We start from the raw sequence: 21,770 nt of genomic DNA, 5'->3' as shown, positions 1-21,770 counted from the left end.
AAATTTGCGATTGAAATTTTTAGAAACAATTAAATTTTTGCTATTTAATTTTAAATTGTTTATTTTGACGCATAATTAATGATTAATGCGAGTTTAAATACTTAGTTTTCGGTTAATTGCATTGCGGGAGCCCGTCATGTTGAGCGAAGGTTCAGCCACCCTAACTGTTTCCGAAAATAGCATTGCGACGGCGGTTGGAATTGCAGCGCCGATTGACAGCAGTTATGCCCCTTCGGCTTTGACCGTGACGGTGACAGCCCTGCCATCCGATGGCACGATATTGCTGGCCGACGACATCACGCCGATAACTCTGGGACAGAGCCTGACGGTCGATCAGCTCACGCATTTGACTTTCAGGCCGGCGCCCAACAGTTTCGGGGTTAGCTCAAGCTTGGGATTTACCGTATTCGACCCCGCTGGCGCCTCGACCAATGCCACAGCAACTCTGACAATCGGCCCGGCCACCGTGCCGCTGGTAACAAGTTGGGCGGGACTAAGCGTTCCTCCGAACAATCCGGCGACGCCAATCGCTATCAAGGCGCCAACCGATTCCAGTTATGCCGCCACCTCTCTCAGCGTGCGCATTACGACACTGCCAACCAACGGGACCGTATTGCTGTCCGACGGCACCACGGTCGTCACACAGGGGCAGACGTTGAGTGTGGCGCAGCTGACCGGACTGCTTTTCAGGTCTGCAGCCAATGGATCCGGGGAGATTTCGAACCTTAACTACAGCGTGTCCGATCCCGCGGGAAAAACAGCGACCGGCACCGCCATGCTGGTTGTCGGCAGCGCCACGCCTCCGGTGATTGCGCCGGCGCAGCTGACCGTCGCAACAAACAGCGGATTGACGCCGATCGGCATCTCGGCGCCGGTGGACGCGAGTTTTTCCTCCGCCGCCCTGACTGTGAGCGTGACGGGATTGCCGACGGACGGGAAGGTTTTTTTGTCGGATGGCACCACGCAGGTGAGTGCGGGGCAGGGCCTGACGGTTGCTCAATTGACCGGCCTCACATTCGCGCCGACAGCGGGCGCTTCGGCGCAAACGTCAACTTTCAAATATAGCGTCACGGATCCTTCAGGAGCGAGTGCCGCCGGCACAGCGACGCTCAACATCGGTCCGAGCAACACACCGCTGGTCACGACGCCGGCATCGTTGACTGTTGCGGAGAATGGCGGGACGGCGAAGATCGGCATCGTAGCACCAAGCGATGCCAGTTTTGCCGCATCGGCGCTGAGTGTGTCGGTCACCGGTTTGCCGACGGACGGGACGGTGCTGCTTGCCAACGGGACCACAGCCGTAACCATGGGCGAGAGTCTGACGGTCGCACAGCTGACCGGACTCATGTTCCAACCGACGCAGGATAACACCGGCCAGACGTCGACCTTTACCTACACTGTGTCCGACCCGGCTGCGCATAGCGCCAACGGAAGCGTCACGCTGGCGACCGGTCCCAACGCCATTGTGCTGGAAAACGAGAAGACAGGTACGCCCGAGAGCGTCTGGCAGATCGCTCCAGGACAGGATTCTTCGGTGCTCCAGGGCTACGTCACCAGCATCAGCACCAATGTTGGCGGAACGGTCGATTTCAAGGTCAACAACCAGACGAGCAGCGGCAATTACGAGATCGACATCTACCGCTTGGGTTATTACGGCGGAGACGGCGCACGCCTTGTTGATACGATCCAGCATCAGTCAACATCAGCCGTCGTGCAGCCGAATGCCATTGTCGACCCCACAACGGGGCTGGTGGATGCGGGCAACTGGTCGGTTACCGATGCGTGGGACGTGCCGTCAGACGCAGTATCCGGCGTGTACATCGCCAATATCGTCCAGGGAAACCCCTCCGATCCGACCCAGATTTTTCAGATCCCCTTCGATATCAAGGATACCAGCTCGACCAGCGATATCGTTTTTCAGACCAGTGACGAAACCTGGGAGGCCTACAACGGGTGGGGCGGGGCCAACGTCTATGGTGGTGACGGACCCGCGCCGAGCTCTGTAGGAGGAACGGGACTGGGTGCCGCTTATGCGGTCAGTTACAATCGCCCCCTTACGACCTTCGATTCTTCCGGAGCCGAGAGCGGTGCGCAGGACTCCGTGTTTGGTGCAGAATATTCGGCGATCTACTGGCTGGAAGAGAATGGTTATGATGTTTCGTATATCTCCGGCATGGATACTGCCACTGACGGTTCGTTGCTTCTTAACCACAAGATATTCATGGACGCCGGCCATGACGAGTACTGGACCGACAGCCAGGTAGCGAATGTCCAGGCGGCGGCTAATGCGGGCGTCAACCTCGCCTTCATGAGCGGCAACGAGATGTTCTGGCAAACGGAGCTCCTGAACAGCATCGACGGCAGCAATACGCCCGATCGCACGATGGAAACTTACAAGGACAGTCATTTCGAATCGATCGTCAATCCGAGTGGGGTTGGGACGGGTTCATTCGAGGCTCCAACTAATCTTGGCGGCGCCGGGCTTCCATCAAATGCGGTGACCGGCACCGTGTTCCAGGTCGACGAAAGCGCTCTCGGGATTGGGCCCATCACGATCCCCTACGGCGAGAGCCTTCTTCGCATTTGGCGAAATACCAGCGTCGCCAATACGGCGCCGGGCGGCACCGCAACGCTGGCCGCGGACCTGCTCGGGTATGAATGGGATTCCTCTCCAGACAACGGCTTTGAGCCGGTTGGTCTCGTAGACCTTTCAACGACAACAATAGTGAATGATCCAGGCTTCAATACCGAATTTGGCAATGTCGACACGTCCGGCACCGCCACGCATAACCTGGTTGAATATCGTGACCCGACCAGCGGGGCCCTCGTTTTCGGAGCAGGGACGGTATTTTGGTCATGGGGTCTCTCCGATCAAAGCTATGGAACGCAATGGGGGACGCTGCCGGCGGACCCGAGCGTCGAACAAGCGACGGTGAACCTGTTCGCGGATATGGGTGTTCAGCCGTCAACGCTGCAGTCGACCCTTAAGATCGCGACCGCGTCGACTGATCACACGCCTCCGACGTCCACGATTACGAGCGTCTCGAGCACCAGCCCTGTCGAGGGCCAGTCGGTGACAGTTACGGGGACTGCTACGGACTCAGGTGGCGGTGTAATAGCGACCGTCGATGTCTCGACCGATGGAGGAAAGAGCTGGCACCCGGCAACTACTGCCGTCGGCGCGGTCACCGAAAATTGGAGCTATACTTTCAACGCTCCAGCTCCCGGTACGTATGCGATTCAGACCCGCGCTGTCGACGACAGCCTCAACATCGAAGTACCTGGACCTGGTGTTTCTTATACGGCAGCACCGTCCACGGCCCTCAGCCTGTTCAGCCCAAGCGATACGCCCGCAACGGCCGACGCGGCTGATAACACTGCAGGAGAGTTCGGTCTCAGATTCACATCGAGTACAAACGGTTACATTACAGGAATTCGTTTCTACAAGGGACCCCTCAACACCGGGACCCACATCGTAGACTTGTGGAGTTCGACAGGCGCACTTCTGGGGACCGCTCCATCCACCGACGAGACGGCGAGCGGTTGGCAGCAAGTCAACTTTTCTACCCCTGTGAAGATCAGCGCAGGCCAAACCTATATCGCCTCGTACCACTCGAGCGGTGGGGAATACTCGGACACTCCGTATTATTTCGATACGCTGCAAGATCCGACAAATGGTTCTCTTTCGGCGATAGCCGATGGCATGAACGGTGTCTTTAGCTATTCCTCCAACAGCATCTTCCCAGCCAACGTCACGGTCTCCGGCGACAATTATTGGGTCGATGTCGTATTCAACGATCAAAGCGTTGGGCCGCAGGCCAACAACGTTAGCGGATTGGTGACGACCGAAAATACCACGCTGCCGATCTCGGTCTCGACCTTGCTGGCCGGTGATACGGATAGCAACGGTCTATCCTTGTCGCTTTCGGGTGTCAGCGATCCGGTCAACGGGACGGTTAGCTATAACGCGGCCACCCAGACGGTCAGTTTCGTGCCGGTCGGCAACTTCGTTGGTGATGCCGGCTTCACCTATACGATCACGGATGGTCAGAACTCCGCCTCGGGCAACGTTTCAGTCACCATCAACAACCCGCCGACGGCGCAAACATTATTCTCGCCCGGTGCAACGCCGGGTACAATTACCGTCAACGACCCCAATGCGGTTAATCTCGGCGTCGAGTTCCAGGCCTCTACAAACGGCACGATCTCCGGGATCCGCTTCTACAAGGGGCCGGACAACACGGGCACGCACGTAGCAGATTTGTGGACGTCTACGGGGACGCTGCTGGCCAGTGCCGTTTTCGTCGATGAAAGCGCGAGTGGTTGGCAACAGGTCAACTTCTCAAACCCAGTGTCCATCACTGCCGGGACGACATACATCGCGTCCTATTACACCAGCAGTGGGGATTATTCGATTGACACCAATTACTTCAACACTGCTGTGACGAGCGGATCGCTAACTGCGCTGGCCAGCGGTACGAGTGGTGGCGACGGTCTCTTTGCCTACGGCGGCAGCCCTGCTTTCCCCGCCAATGGTTCCAGCGGTAGCAACTACTGGGTTGACGTTGTCTTCAATACCACCACCGGGCCTGCGGCCAACAACGTCAGCGGCCTGGTCGCGTTCGAAAATACCGCGCTGTCGATTTCGTCTTCGACTTTGCTGGCCAACGACACGGATCCAAACGGTCTGCCCTTGTCCATTTCGGGTGTCAGCAACCCGAGCAACGGCACGGTCAGCTATAACGCGAGCACCCAAACCGTCAGCTTCGTACCTAACGCCAACTACGTTGGGCCTGCCAATTTCACTTACACGATTACGGACGGACAGTCTTCTGCATCGGGCAACGTCTCTATCAACGTCAACAATCCGTTGTCCGCGCAAACATTGTTTTCCGCGAGCGCTACGCCGAGCACGATCACCGTTAATGATGCCCAAGCAGTGACCCTCGGCGTCAAATTCGAGGCTTCTGCATCTGGCACAATCTCGGGGATCCGCTTCTACAAGGGGCCCGAGAATACCGGTACGCATATCGGGAACCTGTGGAGTTCCACGGGAGTTTTGCTCGCAAGCGCGACCTTCACCAATGAAAGCGCGAGTGGCTGGCAGCAGGTCAGCTTCTCGACGCCCGTGTCCATTACCGCGGGAACGACCTATATCGCGTCGTACTATACGAGCAGCGGCGACTATTCGTCTGACGCCAATTACTTCACCAACGCCGTCACCACCGGATCGCTCACGGCGCTGGCCAGCGGAACGAGCGGGGGCGATGGCGTCTACGCATACGGCGCGGTATTTCCCACCAATAGCTTCAATGCCACCAACTATTGGGTTGACGTCGTTTACAACCAATCCGCAGTGCAGCCGCCGGTGGCGGGCACTGTTAGCGTCGTCGCGACCGAGAATACCACGCTGCCAATTCTCGCTTCGACATTGCTCGCCAACGACACCGATCCCAACGGCCTGCCGCTGTCGATTTCGGGCGTCAGCAGCCCGGTCAACGGTACGGTGAGCTACAATGCGGCCACGCAGACAGTCAGCTTCGCGCCGGCCAGTAACTACGTCGGGCCGGCCAGCTTCACTTACACGATCACGGACGGGCAAGCCTCCGCCTCGGGCCAGGTTTCGGTCAACGTCAGCAATCCGACGACGTCGCAAACATTATTCTCTGCCGGCGCGACGCCAGGCACGATCACCGCTGACGATTCCAGTCCGGTGACTCTCGGCGTCAAATTCCAGGCATCTGCAAATGGCACAATTTTAGGGATCCGTTTCTATAAGGGCCCTGAGAACACGGGCACGCATGTGGGGGATCTTTGGAGCTCCACGGGAGTTTTGCTCGCAAGCGCGACCTTCACCGATGAAAGCGCGAGCGGCTGGCAACAGGTCAACTTCTCGACACCGGTATCCATCACCGCGGGAGCGACCTACACCGCCTCCTACTTTACGAGCAGCGGCGAGTATTCGGCCGACGCCAATTATTTTAATACGGCACTCACCAATGGTTCGCTGACAGCGCTTGCCAGCGGGACGAGCGGTGGCGATGGTGTCTTCGCATATGGCAGCAGCGCCGTGTTCCCCACCAACAGCTACCAGGCCACCAACTATTGGGTTGATGTGGTCTTCAATCAATCGGTCATCCAGCCGCCAGTAGCCAACAATGACAGCGGCTTGGTTGCTACCGAAAACACCGCGCTTTCGATCCCGGCTTCGGAATTGCTGACCAACGACACAGATCCCAACGGTCTGGCCTTGTCGATCTCGGGTGTCAGCAATCCGAGCAACGGCACGGTTAGCTATAACGCAAGCACCCAATCCATCAGCTTCGTCCCAGCCAGGAATTACGTTGGGCCGGCCAGTTTCACTTACACGATTACGGACGGGGAGGCGTCTGCCTCGGGCAACGTCTCGCTCACCGTAAACAATCCGACAATGGTTCAGACCCTATTCGCTGCGAATGCGACGCCAGGCACGATCACCGCTGACGATCCCGAGGCGGTAACTCTCGGCGTTAAGTTCCAGGCCTCCGCGGACGGCGTAATCTCGGGAATTCGCTTCTTCAAGGGGCCGGAAAACACAGGCACGCATGTGGCGGATCTGTGGAGCTCTAGCGGAACGTTGCTCGCCAGCGCCACCTTTACTAACGAAAGCGCGAGCGGTTGGCAGCAGGTCAATTTCTCGACGCCGGTGGCCATTACCGCAGGGACGACGTATATCGCTTCCTACTATACGAGCAGTGGCGAGTATTCCGTTGACGCCAATTATTTCACGAATGCGGTCACCAGCGGACCGCTCACGGCTCTGGCCAGCGGAACCGGCGGAGGAGATGGCGTCTTCGCCTACGGTAGCAGCCCGAGCTTCCCCACCAATAGTTTCAACGCCAGCAACTACTGGGTTGATGTCGACTTTACCCAACCATCCAACGAGCCGCCGATTGCCCAAGACCTCAACGGACTGGCTGATACCACGAATACTACGCTGACAATTCCTGTCTCGACCTTGCTTGCCAATGATTCAGATCCCAGCGGCCTGCCATTGTCGATCTCGGGTGTCAGCAATTCGAGCAACGGCACGGTCAGTTATAATGCGGCCGCGCAGACCGTCAGCTTTGTGCCGAACGCTAACTACACCGGGTCGGCAGGCTTTACCTATTCAATAACTGATGGAGTCAATTCTGCTTCGGCTAATGTCGGGCTGACAGTCGGCGACGCGAGCCTCTTTAACCAGGCCTACACGCCGAGCACTGTCACCGCTAACGATCCAAATGCAGCACTTGGCGTGGAACTTGGTGTCAAGTTCCAGTCGTCCGAAAATGGTACCATCACTGGAGTCGAGTTCTACAAGGGGCCGCAGAACACTGGTACCCATGTCGCCGATCTGTGGACCGCGAACGGTACTTTGTTGGCCACCGCTACTTTCACCAACGAGACGGCTAGCGGCTGGCAGGCGGTTAACTTCGCAACCCCGGTGGCCGTCACTGCGGGAACGACCTATATCGCGTCCTATCATACGTTTAGCGAGTATTCGGCTACTCCAAACTTCTTTGCGACAGCACTGACAAATGGTCCGCTTACAGCGCCTTCAAGCTCCACAAGCGGTGGCAACGGCGTTTACACGTATTATGAAGACCCCATCTTTCCTACCAACACTTTCAATGCCACGAACTACGGGGTCGATGCTCTCTTCAGACCTCAACTGGTTTCGTAAGGACGCGCAAACTACTGAAGAACGCCGTTCAGACGGCATCGGCGAAATCACGGTGAGCGGCGGAAAGATTGTGCGTGTGGACCTGTCGGTCCCTTGCCGATTGCGCGTGACGCAACCAGGAGCCCCGATCAGGTGATGCTCCTGGTCAATCTCTAAAAAGAGCGGTTACGGCAGTTATCGGGCCGATATGACCCGGTTGGCATGAAGCTCCGTGGGCCACTCGCGGTCGGCGCGAGTTGTCCCGAGGGCTTGTTTATTCGTTTATCCAGCGGCTTCGCCGAAAACGCCGAGAATCCTGGTGGACCGCAGAAGTGACGCGGCGGCGATGGAACCTCGGATCTGGCGTTCACCATGCCCATTTAATTTTAAATGCGGATAATTGACGCGTGAGTTAATAGAGAGTTAAATTAAATAACGGTCATTTTTTCCAGATTATCTCGCCGGGAGGCGTCAGCGATGTTGAATTTAAATCCGGCATCCCTGACTTCGGGCGAAAGCAGTCGCATGGCGCCATTCCGGGTCGCAACCATTGCCGACGCCGACTATACCCCGCACGATTTGACCGTGAAGGTAACCGCATTGCCGTCACAGGGCATGGTCCTGAAGGAAGACGGCATCACGCAAGTAGCGCTGGGACAATTGGTTACCGCCTACGAGCTTGCGGCGCTAAAGTACAGGCCCGCTGCCGCCCCGACCGAATCCGCAACCGCATCGACGATCAAGCCGAAGCCTGAGATCTGGTTTGTGTTGAGCGTGCCGCAAAACGGTGGGCCACGGCCGATCGACATTCCGGCGCCCAGACTGCCCGTTGCAGCGTATATTGAGATTACCGAACTGCCCGCGAACGGGACCGTGCGGCTCGCCGATGGCATCACCGCGGTCGCACCAGGACAAACTCTCAGCTGTGTGCAGTTGAACGAATTGACGTTCACGCCCGCCGCCGATGCCTGTGGAAAGATTTCAATTCTGCAATACCGCACGGGCGGTCCCGCTGAGACCGCCGTCACCGGCGGCGTTCTGCTTGTGGTGGGGCCGGATGCCCCGCCAATCGATATGCCGACCGATGCTCCTTCCACGGAGACGAACATCGTTGCGCCGCTCGCCGTTGCGCTCCTGTTGGACGCCGCCCTTTCCTCTTTGAATTCCGCGGCCGCGGCGTCGCCGGTCAGTCCGAACGACGCAACGCAACTCGACGCCACGGTACCTAACGGCGCGTACGCGAATTTGACTGACGTTCCCGCCTCGGATCGCGCATCGGCAGTGCCGCCGTCTAACTCGACGAAGGCACGGGCACTCAATGCGGGCAATAGAGACTCCACGATTCCGGATGCCAACGGCCATGCGAATGACGACCCGCCGCGTCATCGCATTGGTTCAAGCACCCCGCCACTTGCCTACACGCCTTCGTCGACGACGGTGTTTCGGGGTGGAACGGACCCGGCCGGTCAAGGCGCCCTCGGGATTGTCCCGATCTCTCCACCGGCGGTGAAGCCAGACGCGCTGCTTGCAGGCGGTACAGGCTTTTTCTTCGCTGCGACGGCTTTTGCTGCGACGGCACAGCTGGGCATAGGCGGCACCTTGGCTATGCCGCAAGTTGCTGGCCAGCGGAGTGGTCCGGCTTCCGGCACCATAACCACCGAGAGCGACGTAACCTTGGTCTTCGGCAATCCCGGGGGCAGTCCCATGATTACATTTACCGAGAGTTTGTTCAGCCCCAATTCAGTGCCGAGCAACGTGACGGTGGATGATCCCAATGCGGTCGAACTGGGCGTCAGGTTTATTGCTTCCGTCGATGGCATGATCACGGGCTTGCGTTTTTACAAGGGGCCGGAAAACAGCGGCCCGCATGTCGCCGATCTCTGGAGCTCGAACGGAACGCTGCTTGCCACCGCAACTTTCAGCAATGAAACCGCCAGCGGCTGGCAACAGGTCAATTTCTCCAGTCCGGTGTCGATTACTGCCGGAACGACCTACATCGCATCTTACCATACCGACGGCGATTACTCGGCCGATGGCGGCTATTTCACCAATCCCATCACAAGCGGCGATCTGACCGCGCCCGGCAGCGGCAACGGCGTCTATGCCTACGGATCAACCAGCAGCTTTCCAACCAATACGTTCAACGCCACCAATTACTGGGTGGATGTCGTCTATACCAAATCGAACCAGCAACTGGTTGCCAATAATGATAGTGGCTTCGCGGTCAATGAAAATGGCTCGACCACGATTTCCGCGTCGGCGTTGCTCGCCAACGATACCGATTCCAATGGTTTGTCGCTATCGGTGACCGGAGTAAGCAACCCGACCAATGGCACAGTTTCATATAATTCGGCGACTCAATCCGTGACGTTCACGCCGACGGCGGGATATGCAGGGCCGGCAACCTTTACTTATTCCGCCGCCGACAGTAGTGGCGCCCACGCCTCGGCGACCGTATCGCTGACGGTCAACGATCCGAACCCGGTGAGCCTGTTCAGTCCAACTTCGACGCCCGCGATCGTCACCGTCAATGATCCCAATTCGGTTGAGCTTGGATTCAAGTTCCAGGCCAGTACCGACGGAGAAATCATCGGGCTGCGATTTTACAAGGGACCGGACAATACGGGGCCGCATGTCGCGGACCTCTGGAGTTCGAGCGGCACGTTACTGGCAACCGCGACCTTCACCAATGAGACGGCGAGTGGCTGGCAGCAGGTGAGCTTTTCCAATCCGGTCGCGATCACTGCCGGTACGGCCTATGTCGCATCCTACCATACCGGGGGCGATTATTCGGCGGATCCCGGCCTGTTCGCCACGGCGCAATCCAACGGCCCGCTGACCGCTCCGGCGAGTTCAAACAGCGGTGGCAACGGAGTCTACGCGTACGGTAGCTCCAGTCTTTTCCCGACCAGCAGCTTCAATTCAACGAGCTACGGCGTTGACGTGGTCTTTAAAGCGCAATTGGCAGCATAGGAGCGAGATAATGCACGCTGAAATTTACACCGATGGAATCGACGAGATCACCGTCGGCGGCGCCATCGTGCGCGTCGATCTGGTCAGTCTTTCGCCGACCGAGCGGGACGCCAACAACGCACCGAAAAAGGTGTTTCGCCAAAGGCTGATCTTTTCGGTCGAGGCATTCGCTAACTCGGTTGAAGTTATGCAAAACGCGCTGCAGGGCCTGGTCGATGCCGGCGTCATCAAGCGTAACCAGCCGAGAGCATCAGGCGATCCTCCCGCGATGAGCTCCATCGGCGAACGCACCACCACAACAAGCTCGAACATGCCAAGGTCACCGAATGTCTCAACAAACTTCCGATGAAGTAGAGCGGGATTGCGATACGGCGGCCGCGCCGGTCGTGGAGGTACCGGAGTCCCACACGGAGTCGCGGACCGCACTCGAGTGTCTAGCTCGGGTCGCGACCCATCATGGCGTTGACTTGCCGGCAGAACGGTTACGGCATTCCTATGCGGTCGATGGCACTCCGATCTCGCAGACATTGCTGCTTCGGATGGCGAAGGAAGCCGGGTTGCGCGCGCGGAGCAGCCAGCTCGACTGGGACACCCTGTTTCGGCTGGGGGAGGCCTACCCCGTCATCTTGCGGTTGGCCAACGGCAATTGGATTATCGTCTCGGGCGCTGGCGAGGGACCCGATGGCGAGCAGATGGTCAGCGTCATCGATCCGTTAGCCGAACGACGTAACGAGCCTCTGGTTATTGGCAAGGAGCGGTTCTGTGCTAACTGGCTTGGAGAAGCCATCCTGATCAAGCGCGATGCGAACTTCTCGAACTCGCAGCCAGCATTCGGTTTCCGCTGGTTCATTCCCGAACTGCGGCGCGAATGGCGGTTGTTCATCGATGTCGCCGTCGCCGCCATTTTGCTCTATGGCCTCGGCCTCGCGCTCCCGATCTTCTTCCAACTCGTGATCGACAAGGTGCTGGTTCACGAGAGCTTCACCACGCTCTACGTGCTGGTCGCGGGCGCCGCGGCCGCCCTGACGTTCGACGCCCTGTTCAATTTCCTGCGCCGGTATCTTCTCCTCTACGCCACCAACAAGGTCGATATTCGTGTCGCGACCAAGACATTCGGCCACCTCCTGGGCTTGCCCATCACCTTCTTCGAGAAGATGTCGGCGGGTATCCTCGTCAAGCACATGCAGCAGGCGGCCCGTATCCGCGAATTCCTGACCGGCAGGTTGTTTCTGACGATGCTGGATGCGCTGTCGCTTTTCGTCTTTCTTCCCGTGCTCGCGCTCTACAGCGTCAAGCTCACCGCGCTGGTGCTGGCATTTACCGCACTGAGCGGTGCTGTGGTGGTCAGTCTCATGGGGCCCTTCAGACGCCGCCTCTATGAGCTTTACCAAGCCGAAGGCGCGCGGCAGGCGCTGCTGGTCGAGACCGTTCACGGCATGCGGACCGTCAAGTCGCTGGCGATGGAGCCGTTACAGGGCAGGGTCTGGGATGACCGCTGTGCGCAATCGGTTTCGATGCGCTTCGGCGTCGAAAAGATCTCGGCTGGTGCTCAGTCCGTGACCGGGTTTCTCGAAAAGATGATGACGCTTGGCATCATCGCGCTCGGCGCGCTCGATGTGTTCAATGGCGAGATGACAATCGGTGCGCTGGTCGCCTTCAACATGCTCGCCGGGCGGGTCTCGGGGCCATTGGTGCAGATGGTCACCATGGTTCATGAATACCAGGAAGTCGCGCTCGCCGTGAAAATGCTCGGCGAGGTGATGAATCAGGAGCAGGAGCGCAAGGGTAATCGAGAAGGATTGCGGCCGGAGCTCTCAGGAAAAATCGAATTCGAGAACGTGTCGTTCCGGTACGGCCCGGATGGCGCGCCGGCCCTCGACGACGTTTCGTTCACGATCGAACCCGGCAAGGTGTTTGGCATCGTCGGCCGGAGCGGATCGGGCAAGACTACCCTGACGCGTCTCATCGCCGGACTCTATCCGGTCCAGCAGGGTCTGCTGCGGGTCGACGGATATGACTCCCGCGAACTCGATCTCGTCCATCTGCGCAAGAATCTCGGCCTCGTGCTGCAGGATAATTTCCTGTTTCGCGGAACCGTTCGCGATAACATCGCCTGCGTCAAGCGCGATGCGACCTTCGCCGAGGTGATGCAGGCGGCGCAACTCGCCGGTGCCGACGAGTTCATCGAACGCCTGCCGCGCGGCTTCGACACCATGCTCGAGGAAGACGCTTCGAACTTATCGGGCGGTCAGAAGCAGCGGCTTGCGATTGCCCGGGCATTGATTGTCAACCCGCGGGTCCTGATCTTCGACGAGGCTACCAGCGCGCTGGACTCCGAAAGCGAGATGATCATTCGCCGCAATCTACGCCGACTCGCGGAAGGTCGTACGGTCATCATCGTCTCGCACCGGCTGTCGATGCTCGCGGAGGCCAACGCGATCCTGGTGATCGACCGCGGACGAATTGTCGATGTTGACCGCCACGACAAGCTTCTTTCGAAGTGCACCATCTACCGGCATCTCTGGAACCAACAAACAAAGCAGATCGCATGACCCCCGCTAACAACCAGCCGGATAACCTCAAAGTTGCGAAGGTGCCGGCACCCAAAAGTGTCGAACGGCGCCGGCGATTGTTGTTCCGGTCGTCCCCGCGGCCGAGACCGGCGGTAGTCTCGCAGTTCCAGTCCGACGCGATCGAGGTCGAGGAGCGGACGCCGCCGCGCATCGCGCGCCTGACGCTGTATAGTGTCGTCGGCCTGATCGTGGCTGCTGTGACCTGGGCATCGGTTTCGCAAGTCGACATGATCGTGACGGCGCAAGGGAAACTGACTACGACCCGCCCCAATCTGGTCGTGCAGCCGCTTGAAACTTCGGTCATCAGAGAAATTCACGTCCGGGCCGGTGACGTGGTCAACAAGGGCGATCCACTGGCGACACTCGATCCTACCTTCTCGCAGGCGGATATGGATCAGTTGCGCACGCGTGTTGCAGCATTCGATGCGACCATCAATCGGCTCAAGGCCGAATTGGGCGGCTACGATTATGTCGTGCACGACCCCGCCAATTCCGACGACGTCCTGCAAGGCAAGATGTTTGCCCAGCGCCGGACCTTCTACGACACTCAGTTGCGTAATTTCGATGCCCAGATTGCGAGCGCGCAAGCCAATCTCAAAACCGGCCAGGATGAAGAAGCGGTGCTGGTGCAGCGGCTCGAGACCATGACGTCGATCGAGACCATGCGCGGAACGTTGATGGTGAAGGAGGTCGGTTCGAGGTTGAATCTGCTGCTATCGCGGGATGCCCGCCTTGAGGTCGACAGCAGCCTGTCTCGCGTGCGCGGGAGCCTGGTCGACTACGAGCACAAGGTCGAGAAAGCCCGTGCAGATCAGCAGGTCTTCGTCGAGGAGTTTCGCAAAACCGATTACCAGGATCTCGTGGAAACAATCGGAAAGCGCAATAGCGCAGCAGAGGATCTCAAGAAGGTCGAACTTCGCCGGCAACTGATCATGCTAAGGGCGCCTGCGGACGCCATCGTGCTTGAGGTCGCCAGTCGCACGGTCGGTTCGGTCGTCCGCGAGGCCGAGACGCTGTTCGTCTTGGTTCCCCGCGATGTGCCGTTGCAGGCCGAGGTCAATGTCGAGGGCAAGGATATCGGCCAGGTCGCGGTTGGTCAGCCGGTGCGGATCAAATTCGAGGCCTTCCCGTTCCAGAAATACGGCACCGGGAACGGGACCGTGCGCGTGGTCAGCCAGGATACGTTCACGCCAGATCCCAAGTCGGACGGTGCCCATCGGATGCCGGCGCCCTATTACCGCGTGTTGGTGGACGTCACTGATGCCAAGCTGCGTCTTCAGCCTGAGCGTATTCAGATGATTCCGGGGATGGCCGTGACCGCGGAAATGAAAGTCGGCCGTCGCAGCGTGATCTCCTACTTCCTTTATCCGCTGCTGCGCGGACTGGATGAAAGCATTCGTGAATACTGATCCGAATTCAACAAACACCTGCGAAGGATTCCGGATCGCCGACCAGGTATTTGAGGTCATTATTGGCAGCTTGTGGTCGTCAATCTATGGCGTGCTAATTAAATGGATGCGCGATGCCGGCGTTAAGGAAATCATAGCGCCTTGAATCTCAAGGGAGAATCTGAGTTTTCGGACGTCTGCTTCTCAATTTAAGCAACATCGGAGATAGGCATTTTTAAATCTGTTTTTTATAATTCCTGGTGTATTAAATGTATTATAATTTCTGGCGTATTAAATATATAAGCTGAATTCAGGGTGGATAATTGAATGACATTGTACTCGATCCTTTCGGATCATTTCCGGCGCCGATGGATGACCGAGTTGAGGTCAGCCTCTGCCTGAGAGTTTGCTCATAGTAACGGAGTGGTATTTGAGATGCAGAATAGTTTAGTCGGAATTGGTGTGATCGGATACGGTTACTGGGGCCCGAACCTCGTCCGAAACTTTGCGAACAGCGAGTGTTCGCGCGTCGTCAGCGTCAGCGATCTCAGTCCGGCGAAGCTTGCCACCAGCAAGCGTCTTCATCCGGAGATCGAAACAACGACCGATTTCCGCGACATCCTGCAGGATCACAGGGTCGACGCGGTGGCGATCGCAACGCCGGTGCATACGCATTACGAGTTGGCGCTGGCCGCGTTGCGGGCGGGAAAGCACGTTTTCGTCGAAAAACCGTTGGCGCCCACCTCCGATCAGGTTCGCCGTCTCATCGAGGAGGCGGACAAGCGGAATCTGGTCCTGATGGTCGACCACACCTTCCTGTACACACCGGCCGTCCAGAAAATACGTGAACTGGTGCACGAAGGGGCGATCGGAGAGATCTATTATTACGACAGCATTCGTTCGAGCCTCGGGCTTTTCCAGAGCGACGTGAACGTCATCTGGGATCTCGCGGTTCATGATATGTCGATCATCCAGTACATCCTGAACGAGGAGCCTGTCGCGGTCTCGGCGACGGGGTCGTGCCATGTTTCAGGTGCGCCCGAAAATATGGCCCACATCACGCTGTTCTTCCAAAGCAGTTGCGTGGCCCATGTGAGCGTCAACTGGCTGTCACCGATCAAGGTACGGCAGACGTTTATCGGCGGCAGCCGCAAAATGATCGTCTATGACGACGTTGAACCGACCGAGAAGATCAAGATTTATGATAAAGGGATAACGCTGGACGGTTCACTTGAGAAAGCGCACCAGCTCAGAATCGGATATCGCGCTGGAGATATGTGGGCACCGCATCTGGCGGCGAAGGAGGCCCTTCAAACGGAGGTGAAACATTTCGTCGACTGCCTGCGCACGGGCGAAACGCCAATTTCCAGCGCTCAGTCCGGCCTGAAGGTGGTCGAGATCCTGGAGGCGGCATCGCGTTCGATCAAGGAGCAGGGAAGGCCGGTTCGGTTGGGGCAAAGTCACAAGATCCCAGAGAGGGCGTGATGATTGCGGTGGCGGACGTGGCGACAGTTGCCGGGGTGCCGGCCCGTGTCACTGCCTGGCGGAAATCTTGTGCAGCAGGACTTCTACGCCAGGCTCGTGATACAGTCGGCACCTGTTTGCCGGTCGCTAGCCCCGCCATCGGTTGGTAGCAGACTGACATGACCGCGATTCACCGCTCCATATTCTTCTCTGCGATCGAGCGCTATGGAAGCCTGCTGCTTTTCCTGTTTTCGACTGCGGCGCTGTCTCGGCTGCTGACGCCCGGGGAATTCGGAGTCTACGCGGTGATTAACGCGGTGGTCGCGGTCATCGCAGCTTCATTCCAGGAGTTTGGGGGCGCCAACTACCTTATTCAGAAGAAGGTGCTCTCGGAGCAAAATATCAGGACGGCATTCACGATCACATTTTGCATTTCGACGGTGATCGGGCTTGCGCTTTTCCTTTGCCGTGATGGGCTGGTGTGGTTCTTCAAGCAAGACGATCTGAGGATCGGCATCGCCGTATCCACCCTGAATTTTGCGCTGACGCCGTTTTCGGTAGTCATATCGGCCTTGTTCCGCCGCGACATGGAGTTCGGAAAGCTGGCAATCTGCAGCCTGGCAGCGAATGCGGTTTCGATAGCGATCTCGATCGTGCTGGCCTTGCTGCACTACAGCTACATGGCCCCGATCTGGGGAGCGGTCGCCGGAAACGCCGTTCTCACGGTCGTGCTGATCGGGTTTTACAAGAACAGGCGTGTGTTCCGTCCGTCGCTGTCGGAATATCCTGATGTGATAAGCTTCGGCCTCTACTCGGGCGGCGTCAGCATCATCAACGTATTTTACAATCTGGCGCCACAGATATTCCTTGCGCGAATCCTGGATTTCGCTGCCGTCGGGCTTTATAGCCGCGCCATCGGCATCACGCAGGTGTTCGACAGGCTGGTCGGCCAAGTCTTGAGTCCGGTGATCATGCCGGCGATTTTCGCTCAGACCAAGGCCGGTGGAAATCTGAAGCACATCTATCTGGACGCGGTCGCGCTCCTGACCGCCGTGCATTGGCCGTTCCTGATATTCATGGCGGTCATGGCGCAGCCGATCATCTTGATCTGGCTCGGCCCAACCTGGCTTGAAATCGTTCCGTTGGTGCGCATGATGTGCATCGGATATCTCTCGCTGTTCGTAGCCTGCCTGACTTATCCGGTATTGGTCGCCGTGGGCAGCGTACGGGACGCGCTGGTTTCGTCGCTGATTTCGCTTCCTCCATCGCTGCTCGTTATTTTTATTGCGTCGTTTTTCGGTGTGCAGGCAGTGGCGGCATCCGCGATAGTTACGCTGCCGTTCCAGGCCGCGGTTGCGATCTATTTCGTCAGCCGGCATCTCGACATCGGATGGTCCGATCTGTTCCGGGCTACATTCAAAAGCGCCATCGTGACGCTCATCAGTTCCGTTGGCGTCATCCTCTGCGCCTTCATGGTGGAATATGGTGCGCTGAGCCCGATCATTGGGCTGGGTTTGGCCTGTATTTCCGCGGCGGTCTGCTGGCTTTTGAGCATGATGGTCACGGAGCATCCGCTGTTGCCCCGGCTGCAACAGGCGGCGAGCGGGCTTTTCGCAACGCCGTTTCTCAGGTTCGCCGGTTATGCGAAGCGCAATTCACTCGGATAAGGATGCGCCGGACCTTCGATTAAAAAGCAGACGTAAGGAGTAGTTTAGATGGCTATTGCAAAAGATGTCGAACTTGGACGCGAGGTCAGGATATTCCATCCGGATCTCGTCAATCTCTATGGCTGTGCGGTCGGAGACGAAACGCGGATCGGTACGTTTGTCGAGATTCAGGGCGGCGCCAGAATCGGGGCGCGCTGCAAGATATCGTCGCACACCTTCATTTGCGAAGGGGTGACGATCGAGGATGAAGTCTTCATCGGACACGGTGTCATGTTCACAAATGACAGGTTTCCGCGGGCAACTACGGAGGACGGCCGTCCGCAGGGGCCGGCCGACTGGAAGGTGGAAGCCACGCGGGTCGGCCGTCGCGCGTCGATCGGGTCAAACGCCACCATCCTGTGCGGAATCACCATCGGCGAGGGAGCAACGATCGGGGCTGGTTCGGTCGTCACCCGGGACGTACCCGCGCGGGCGGTCGTGGCTGGCGTTCCGGCCCGTGCGATTGGCTCCCGGGCGGTCACGGCGGCGTTCGAAACCCTTGAGGCGGGACAATAGCAGCCCTGTCAGCCGCGTTAGCTTTAATATAAGGCCAGACATTTAATTCGATTTATTTTATTGTTTATTCCGAATTTCTAATTTAATTTGGCGTCGATTTAAATTGATTAACTGTTCGCGATCTTGCGCGATACTTTACAGGAGTGGTCTTTTGATACCTTTCCTTGATTTAAAGGCTCAGTACAAGCAAATGAAGCCCGAGATCGATGCCGCGGTCATGCGTGTCATCGATGGTGCGCAATTCGTGTTGGGGCCGGAGGTGGCCGCATTCGAGGCGCGTTTTGCCTCCTATTGCGACGTGAACCATTGCATCGCGGTCAATAGCGGAACGTCGGCGCTGCATCTGGCGCTTCTCGCGGCCGATGTTGGACCGGGCGACGAGGTGATTACGGTTTCGATGACCTTCGTTGCGACCACCGCAGCCATCCTCTATAGCGGCGCGAAGCCCGTATATGTAGACGTCGATCCGGTCACATGGACGATGGATCCGGCACTGATCGAGGCGGCGATAACGCCTAAAACCAGAGCGATCCTGCCGGTCCATCTGCATGGCCTGATGGCCGACATGGACCCGATCATGGAGATCGCCCGCCGTCACAACCTCGTCGTTATCGAGGATGCGGCGCAGGCGCACGGGGCCGAATACAAGGGTCGTCGTGCCGGATCGATCGGCGATCTCGGCTGTTTCAGTTTCTATCCCGGCAAGAACCTTGGTGCCTACGGCGAGGGTGGGGCAGTTGTTAGCAACAACTCCGAATTAGCCAAACGCGTCTCCCTGCTGCGGGACTGGGGACAGGAGTCCAAATACAATCACGTCATGCACGGCTACAATTATCGGATGGATGGAATTCAAGGTGCCGTGCTGAACGTGAAGATGAACTACATCGAGCCGTGGACCGAGGCTCGCAGGTCGGTTGCCGCACATTACGATCGTTTGCTGGAGAAGCAGCGATGCGTTCGGCCAATGCCGCCGGCGCACAGCCGTCACGTTTATCACGTCTATGCCGTCAGGCTGGAGCGCCGCGATGAAGCTCAGAAAGTCCTCCAGGCTGCCGGTGTCGGCACCGGCATTCATTATCCCGTGCCGGTTCATCTTCAAAAAGCTTATGCGGATCTCGGATACGGCGTCGGGGACTTCCCCGTCACCGAGTTGCTGGCCAATCAATTCCTTTCGCTTCCGATCTATGCCGAGCTTACGCCCCAACAGGTTTCCGAAGTGGTCGCCGAGCTGGAAAAAACTTTTCTCGTGGAGGTCGCATAGCGCGACAGCGGATTTCGGCTTCGACAACGTATTGCCGATGAAACAGGCGAATAGGAGAGCATTTTGGCTCTATTAAAAGGAAAGCGCGTTCTGGTGACGGGCGGGGCCGGATTTATCGGCTCCCACATCGTTGATCTGCTGTGCGACGAGGGCTGTGTCGAAATCGTCGCTCTCGACAACATGGTCCGCGGCCGGCCCGAAAACCTCAAGCACGCATCAACGCGTGGCCCGGTGCGATTGGTGCACGGCGATATCCGTGACGCCAAGTTGATGGTGCCGCTCGTGAAGTCGGCCGACATCGTCTTTCACCAGGCCGCGTTGCGTATCACCCATTGTGCGGCCGAGCCGCGCCTGGCGATGGAAGTCATGGTGCAAGCGACGTTCGATTTGCTGGAGCTCTGCGTCCAGCACGATGTCGAGAAGGTCATCGCGGCATCGTCGGCATCGGTCTATGGGATGGCTGAGGAGTTTCCGACCACGGAGCGGCAGAACCCCTACGACAATCGGACCATTTATGGTGCAGCAAAGGCCTTCAACGAAGGCCTGCTTCGGACCTTCAACGAAATGTACGGGCTCGATTACGTGGCCTTCCGATATTTCAATGTCTACGGCGACCGCATGGATATCCATGGCCGCTACACCGAGGTGCTGATCCGCTGGATGGAGCGGCTGGATGCCGGGCTGCCGCCGATCATCTTTGGCGACGGCCAGCAGACCATGGATTTCGTCCATGTTCGGGATATCGCCCGCGCCAATATCCTGGGAGCCAAGGCAAAAGCTACCGATCACGTATTTAACGTCGCAAGCGGCACGGAAACGAGCCTTGCCCAGCTCGCGGCGGCGCTGGCTCAGGTGATGGGCCGAGGAAATCTGACACCCGAGTTTGCACCGGAGCGTTCCGTCAACCCTGTGCCCCGCCGCCTGGCGTCAACGACGAAGGCCGAGCGATTGCTTGATTTCCGTGCCACCGTTCCGCTGGAACAGGGATTGGGTGAACTCGTGGAATGGTGGCGGGGCGAACGCCGCGCGTCCGCGGCCGAACAAGAGGCCGTCGCCTCGTGATCCCGATTGCGCTGCCGCTTCTTGATGAGGACGAGGCCAACGCCGCCCGCGAGGCGGTGCTGTCCGGGTGGGTTTCGCAGGGGCCGCAGGTAGCCGCCTTCGAGCGTGAATTCGCAGCGCTGGTCGATGCGCCCTTTGCTTGTGCAGTATCCAACTGCACGACCGCCCTGCATCTGGCTTTGACGGCGATCAATATCGCTCCCGGCGACGAGGTTATCACCGCCAGCCATTCGTTCATCGCAACGGCGAACTGCATCAGATATTGCGGCGCGACGCCGGTTTTCGTCGATATCGATCCGGAAACCTACAATATCGATCCGGCTCGGGTAGCCGAAGCCATTACGCCGCGCACGCGGGCCATCCTTGCCATTCACCAAATGGGCATGCCGTGCGACCTGAGCGCATTGGTCGCCCTGGCGAAGCGCCACGACTTGGTTCTGATCGAGGACGCCGCCTGCGCCGCCGGCAGCGAGATTCGCATCGATGAACAATGGGACCGGATCGGAAAGCCTCACGGCGACGTTGCCTGCTTCTCATTCCATCCTCGCAAGGTAATCACCACCGGCGAGGGCGGCATGCTGACGACATCTCATGCAGCTCTCGAGGGCAAGTTCAAGCTGTTGCGCCAACACGGAATGAGCGTGCCGGATACCGTCCGGCACGGCTCTGCACAGGTGATCTTCGAGAATTATGTTTTGGTCGGCTACAATTATCGGATGACCGACATGCAGGCTGCGGTCGGGCGCAAGCAGCTCCTGAAGTTGCCCGATATCGTCGCGCGCCGGCGCGCAGTCGCCTCCCATTACGCCGAGCTCCTCGGGAATATCGAGGGACTTCGGTTGCCGTTCGAACCCGACTGGGCGCGGTCAAACTGGCAGAGCTACTGCGTACGCTTGCCTGACCGCGTCGATCAGCGGGATGTCATGCAGAAGCTTCTCGACCAGGGGATCGCGACGCGCCGCGGCATCATGTGCTCTCACCGCGAGAAGCCCTATGCGGACGAGAAGCGGCTTCATGATCTCAGGCAATCGGAACTGGCACAGGACCACGCGATCTTGCTTCCCATTTACGCGCAGATGACGGAGGAGAGCGTTGTCCGTGTTGCCGACAGTCTTCGCGCGATAGTCCAATAGTGACGCCGCC

Annotated in this window: 11 protein-coding genes; all 11 read left to right on the top strand. The window is 58.3% G+C overall.

The features are described from left to right. The first annotated feature begins 136 nt into the window (after positions 1 to 136). Positions 137 to 7,705: a DUF4082 domain-containing protein gene (locus HB676_RS17705; protein WP_213739122.1), complete on the top strand. Its 7,569-nt coding sequence runs from the start codon at positions 137 to 139 to the stop codon at positions 7,703 to 7,705. 744 nt (positions 7,706 to 8,449) lie between these two features. Further along, positions 8,450 to 10,657 (top strand): DUF4082 domain-containing protein, encoded by a 2,208-nt coding sequence (locus tag HB676_RS17700; protein ID WP_346347371.1) that lies wholly within the window; start codon positions 8,450 to 8,452, stop codon positions 10,655 to 10,657. 10 nt (positions 10,658 to 10,667) lie between these two features. Continuing rightward, positions 10,668 to 11,006 carry a hypothetical protein gene (locus tag HB676_RS17695; RefSeq protein WP_213739120.1) on the top strand — a complete coding sequence of 113 codons (339 nt, stop codon included), beginning with the start codon at positions 10,668 to 10,670 and terminating at the stop codon, positions 11,004 to 11,006. Then, positions 10,984 to 13,209: a peptidase domain-containing ABC transporter gene (locus tag HB676_RS17690; RefSeq protein WP_213739119.1), complete on the top strand. Its 2,226-nt coding sequence runs from the start codon at positions 10,984 to 10,986 to the stop codon at positions 13,207 to 13,209. The genes HB676_RS17695 and HB676_RS17690 overlap by 23 nt, the downstream gene beginning before the upstream one ends. After that, complete coding sequence (locus HB676_RS17685) at positions 13,206 to 14,639, top strand: HlyD family type I secretion periplasmic adaptor subunit (RefSeq protein ID WP_213739118.1); 1,434 nt, start codon at positions 13,206 to 13,208, stop codon at positions 14,637 to 14,639. The genes HB676_RS17690 and HB676_RS17685 overlap by 4 nt, the downstream gene beginning before the upstream one ends. A gap of 414 nt (positions 14,640 to 15,053) precedes the next feature. Further along, positions 15,054 to 16,103: a Gfo/Idh/MocA family oxidoreductase gene (locus HB676_RS17680; RefSeq protein ID WP_213739204.1), complete on the top strand. Its 1,050-nt coding sequence runs from the start codon at positions 15,054 to 15,056 to the stop codon at positions 16,101 to 16,103. Between the two features lie 158 nt (positions 16,104 to 16,261). Next, positions 16,262 to 17,749 (top strand): oligosaccharide flippase family protein, encoded by a 1,488-nt coding sequence (locus HB676_RS17675; protein WP_213739117.1) that lies wholly within the window; start codon positions 16,262 to 16,264, stop codon positions 17,747 to 17,749. Positions 17,750 to 17,797: 48 nt separating this feature from the next. Next, entirely contained in the window at positions 17,798 to 18,304 is a 507-nt protein-coding gene (locus HB676_RS17670) for an acyltransferase (protein WP_213739116.1), read from the top strand. A 151-nt stretch (positions 18,305 to 18,455) separates the two neighbouring features. Further along, positions 18,456 to 19,565, top strand: a complete 1,110-nt coding sequence (locus HB676_RS17665; RefSeq protein ID WP_213739115.1) for a DegT/DnrJ/EryC1/StrS family aminotransferase — start codon at positions 18,456 to 18,458, stop codon at positions 19,563 to 19,565. A gap of 63 nt (positions 19,566 to 19,628) precedes the next feature. Continuing rightward, positions 19,629 to 20,627 (top strand): NAD-dependent epimerase/dehydratase family protein, encoded by a 999-nt coding sequence (locus HB676_RS17660; RefSeq protein ID WP_213739114.1) that lies wholly within the window; start codon positions 19,629 to 19,631, stop codon positions 20,625 to 20,627. Continuing rightward, positions 20,570 to 21,760 (top strand): DegT/DnrJ/EryC1/StrS family aminotransferase, encoded by a 1,191-nt coding sequence (locus tag HB676_RS17655; protein WP_213739113.1) that lies wholly within the window; start codon positions 20,570 to 20,572, stop codon positions 21,758 to 21,760. The genes HB676_RS17660 and HB676_RS17655 overlap by 58 nt, the downstream gene beginning before the upstream one ends. Positions 21,761 to 21,770 lie beyond the last annotated feature (10 nt).

This window comes from Bradyrhizobium sp. dw_411 (genome assembly GCF_018449695.1).
In the GTDB taxonomy this organism is placed as follows: Bacteria; Pseudomonadota; Alphaproteobacteria; order Rhizobiales; family Xanthobacteraceae; genus Bradyrhizobium.
This window is presented reverse-complemented; position numbering and strand designations above follow the sequence as displayed.

Coding starts and splice junctions, on each gene's coding strand:
- HB676_RS17705 (WP_213739122.1), top strand. CDS start 137: ATGTTGAGCGAAGGTTCAGCCACCCTAACTGTTTCCGAAAATAGCATT.
- HB676_RS17695 (WP_213739120.1), top strand. CDS start 10,668: ATGCACGCTGAAATTTACACCGATGGAATCGACGAGATCACCGTCGGC.
- HB676_RS17690 (WP_213739119.1), top strand. CDS start 10,984: ATGTCTCAACAAACTTCCGATGAAGTAGAGCGGGATTGCGATACGGCG.
- HB676_RS17685 (WP_213739118.1), top strand. CDS start 13,206: ATGACCCCCGCTAACAACCAGCCGGATAACCTCAAAGTTGCGAAGGTG.
- HB676_RS17680 (WP_213739204.1), top strand. CDS start 15,054: ATGCAGAATAGTTTAGTCGGAATTGGTGTGATCGGATACGGTTACTGG.
- HB676_RS17675 (WP_213739117.1), top strand. CDS start 16,262: ATGACCGCGATTCACCGCTCCATATTCTTCTCTGCGATCGAGCGCTAT.
- HB676_RS17670 (WP_213739116.1), top strand. CDS start 17,798: ATGGCTATTGCAAAAGATGTCGAACTTGGACGCGAGGTCAGGATATTC.
- HB676_RS17655 (WP_213739113.1), top strand. CDS start 20,570: ATGGTGGCGGGGCGAACGCCGCGCGTCCGCGGCCGAACAAGAGGCCGT.